At 70.9% G+C, this 4056-nt stretch carries 1 protein-coding gene and 2 pseudogenes; all 3 read right to left on the minus strand.

All coding sequences use genetic code 11. From position 1 onward, the window contains the following. Positions 1-70: pseudogene (locus ACGF12_RS38010) on the minus strand (roadblock/LC7 domain-containing protein); the annotation flags it as partial. Between the two features lie 10 nt (positions 71-80). After that, on the minus strand, positions 81-3464 hold the full coding sequence (locus ACGF12_RS38015) for a nitrate- and nitrite sensing domain-containing protein (RefSeq protein WP_393041066.1): 3384 nt from the start codon (positions 3462-3464) through the stop codon (positions 81-83). Between the two features lie 413 nt (positions 3465-3877). Continuing rightward, positions 3878-4056 (minus strand): annotated as a pseudogene (locus ACGF12_RS38020) (ATP-binding protein); the annotation flags it as partial.

A 4056-nucleotide genomic window follows, 5' to 3' on the forward strand; every position in this document is an offset into this window, starting at 1 on the left:
GGGACACCCCGGGGGTGTTGTCCACGAAATTGGTGATCAGCCAGTTCAGGTTCTGTGCGGCCTGGCTCATCTGAGTCAACTCAACGCTCCTGGTGGTTCGAGCCGCCGAAGAGATCGGTGCTCCGGTTCTGTCCGTTGCCGGACTGGTCTACCTGATCGGGGTCGATCCGGAAGCTTCCGGTGTTGCCGGCGCTGCGGCCCTGCTCCACACCGCGGCGCAGGTTGGTGAGGCGGCCACGGACCTCCTCGGGGCTGCGGGAGACCTGCGGCCCTTCCTGCGGGGTGGGCTTGGCGTTGCCGGGCACCAGGTTCTGCTTCGGCACGCGCCGGGGCAGGCCGGCCCCGGTGGTGCCGGAGGACGAGGGCTCGCGCAGCTGCTCGGCGCGCTGCCAGTTGCCGTCGTTCGGCGACTGCCAGGCGGAGCTGGTGGTCGGGCCGGTCGGGCCGTAACCGCCGAGCGAGGACACGTCGTGGCCGCGCGATTCGGCGGACGACGAGGTGTCCTTGGCGCCGGCGAACCAGTTGGGGCTCTCGCCGGACGGGATGGCGCCGGCCGGGGCGCTGCCCAGGCCGCCGCCCGCCAGCTGCTGGCCGGGGCGGCGCTGGGGCAGCCCGGACGGCAGGGTGGTGGCGGGGCCGGCGGCGGGCAGGGCGGGCGGCTCCGGGGTGTACGGGTGGCCGGTCGGGGCCTCGTCGGCCCGGCGGCCGTAGCCGTCCTGGGCGTACCCGTCCTGCTGGTAGCCGCCCTGGTCGTTGCCGTACTGGCCGTACTGGTCGTCGGCGCTGTACCGGTCGTCCGCGTAGCCGCCCTGGTCGTAGCCCTGCTGCTGGTACTGGCCGTAGCCGTCCTGGGCGTACCCGTCCTGCTGGTAGCCGCCCTGGTCGTTGCCGTACTGGCCGTACTGGTCGTCGGCGCTGTACCGGTCGTCCGCGTAGCCGCCCTGGTCGTAGCCCTGCGGGGCGTACTGGTCGTAGCCCTGGTCGTAGTCCTCCTCGACCTCGGCGTCCACCACCGGCGGCTGCGGGCCGCCCTCCAGGGCCGCGCGGCGGACCTGGTCGAGGCGCTGGGAGCGCTGGACGGACTCCAGGGCCGGGCTGAAGCCGGAGGAGCCGGCGTGGCCGAGGCCGGTGAGGTGGTCGTCGAAGCCCAGCTCGGCGGCGCTGCGGGAGCGGCCCTCGGGGGCCCACTCGGCGGTCGGCTCCTGGTCGGCGAAGATCCGGGAGACGGTGAACTGCTCCTCCGGCTCCGGCGCGGGGCCGGACTTGGTGACGAACGGCGGGAGCATGACCAGCGAGGTGGTGCCGGCCGACTCGCCCGACGGGCGGAGCTGGACGCGGATGTCGTGCCGCTGGGAGAGCCGGCCGACCACGAAGAGGCCCATGCGGCGGGAGATGGTGGCGTCGACCGTGGGCGGCTCGGCCAGCTTCTCGTTGATCTCGGCGAAGTCGTCCGCGGTGAGGCCGATGCCCTTGTCGTGGATCTCGACCAGGACGCGGCCGTCCGGCAGACGGGTCGCGTTGACCAGAACCCGGGTCTGCGGGCTGGAGAACGAGGTGGCGTTCTCCAGCAGCTCGGCGAGCAGGTGGACGAGGTCGGTCACGGCGGCGCCGACGACCTCGACCTCCGGGATGCCGGACAGCTCGACGCGCTCGTACTGCTCCACCTCGGACGCGGCGGCGCGGAGCACGTCGACCAGCGGGACCGGGGTGTTCCAGCGGCGGCCGGCCTCCTCGCCCGCGAGGACGAGCAGGTTCTCACCGTTGCGGCGCATACGGGTGGCCAGGTGGTCCAGCTTGAAGAGGTTCTCCAGCTGGTCCGGGTCGGCCTCGTTGTTCTCCAGGTCGGTGATCAGCGCCAGCTGGCGCTGGATCAGGCCCTGGCTGCGACGCGACAGGTTGGTGAAGATCGCGTTGACGTTCCCTCGGAGCAGGGCCTGCTCGGCGGCGAGCGCCACGGCCTGCTGGTGGACCTGGTCGAAGGCCCGGGCGACCTCGCCGATCTCGTCCTTGCCGTGCAGCGGGATCGGGGCCACCGAGGTGTCGACCCGGTCGGGGTCGGTCTTGGAGAGCTTCTCGACCAGGTCCGGCAGACGGTGGTCGGCGATCTCCAGGGCGGCGCTGCGCAGGGTGCGCATGCCGAGGATCATCGAGCGGGCGACGTAGCCGGTGAGCAGGCCGGCCAGGATCAGTGCGGCGACGACGATGACCGTGTTGAGGATGGCGTCGTAGAGCGCGTTGTCCTTGAGGTTGCGGGAGTCGGTGAGGACGTCGTCCAGCAGCGCGACTTCGGTGTTCCGCAGGGCCTGGATGTGGTTGCCGGCGGCCTGGTTCCAGTTCTCCGGGGTCAGACCGGCGGCCTTGGCCTCGGCGAACGCCGCGTCGGCGGCGGCCTTGCCCCTCTGCTGGCCGATGGCGGCGGCCTCGGCGTAGTTGCCGGCGATTGCCAGCATGCCCTGCATGGTGGGCGCGGTGCCGTTGGGCATCTTGAGCGGCGAGCGGTCCTGGGTGGCCAGGGCGACCTGCGCGTCCCCGTACTTCTTGACGTCGTTGGGGTCACCACCGGTGGTGAACTCGCTGAGCGAGACCTGCTCCAGCTTCTCGGACACCAGGATCTGCTGGGTCATGTCCTGGTTCTCGTAGCGCGTCGTCACGCCCTGCGAGATTCCGGCCAGCAGGCTCAGCATCAGCGAGCGCTGGGTCGAGGCGGAGGCCTTGGCCAGCGACATCGCGTAGATCGCGCGGCCCTTGCTGGTGGCGTTGGCGGAGCCGTTGCCGACCGAGTTGTCGTAGGCCAGCAGCGGCGCGAACATCGCCGAGTAGGCGTTGGCGGTGGCGCTGGCGAACAGCTCCTTGCTGTAGGCGACCTGCCGCAGGTGCGGCAGGTCGACCACCAGGGTCTGGAAGGCCTCGTGGCGGCGCGGAAGCTCGCCGGACTTGTCGGAGGCGTCGTACGCGGCGTTGTAGGCCTTCAGCGCGGCGTCGGTGTCGGCGCGGCGCTTGGTGACCTCGTTGTTCGGGTCCTGCCCCGTGATCAGGGGTATCAGGGTCTTGTCGCGCTCGTTCTCCAGCGCCTCGGCGAGTTCGGTCGCCGCCTTGGCCAGCTCGGCCGTCTTCTCGGCGCGGGACGCCTTGATGTAGCCGTCGACCGAGGTGTTAACACGCAGACCGCCGAAGACGAGACTGATGATCACGGGGATCAGCAGAATCGCGATCAGGCGGGTCGGCACGCGCCAGTTGCGCGGGCGGAGGAAGTCGTACCGGCCGGAGCCACCGTCGGCGGGCGCACCGGCGCTGCCGTGCGGCTCCTTGGCCGATGTCGGGGGCTTGGGGGCCGGAGTGGCCGGGGCGCGTTCCTCGGTGGGAGTGAACGCGGAGAATCCGGCCTGGTCCGCGGCGGTACCGTTCGGCTCGCTCTGGCGGGGCTCGGAGCGCCGCTGCGGGGCGGGTTGCTGCTTACGCCTCACTCGACAACTACCTCTCGGCCGACTTGCCGGCCATGGATCAATCCAGCGCTACCCCCGGGGCCCTGGCCCGTCACCGGACGGGGCCGACGCAGGATGTTCAGGGGCAGCTGGAATTTCAGCACGTGCAGGGATGGGGGACAAACAGCCCCGATACGGCACCCGCGTCGGCACAATCCGGACAATCAGCGACATGACGGAGCAAAACCGTGGTCATCTGGCGCTGAGCGACGCTGTTTCGCCACGCTGCGTCATTGTTGATCACAAAATGCCTACCGAACTGTTATCCGCTGCTTATACACGGGTCTTGCGCGGGGCCCTCGGAGGACACCGGCCGGTAAGCGTCACCGCCCCGGCGGCCCGTCAGTGTGACGGGTCACCGGGGCCGGTTGGTTCCCTCTCGGACCGGTCCCGCCTCAGCGGAGCCGGGCGAGCAGGGCGTGTTCGACGAGGGTGATGAGGGCGCTCTTGGCGCTGTCGCGGCGACGGGCGTCGAGCGCGACGACGGGGGTGTTCTCGCCGAGCTGGAGCGCCTCGCGGACCTCTTCCGCGGTGTGCGGCTGGTGCCCGTCGAAGCCGTTGAGGGCGACGACGA

It is taken from the genome of Kitasatospora sp. NPDC048296 (assembly GCF_043201815.1).
Taxonomy (GTDB): Bacteria; Actinomycetota; Actinomycetes; order Streptomycetales; family Streptomycetaceae; genus Kitasatospora.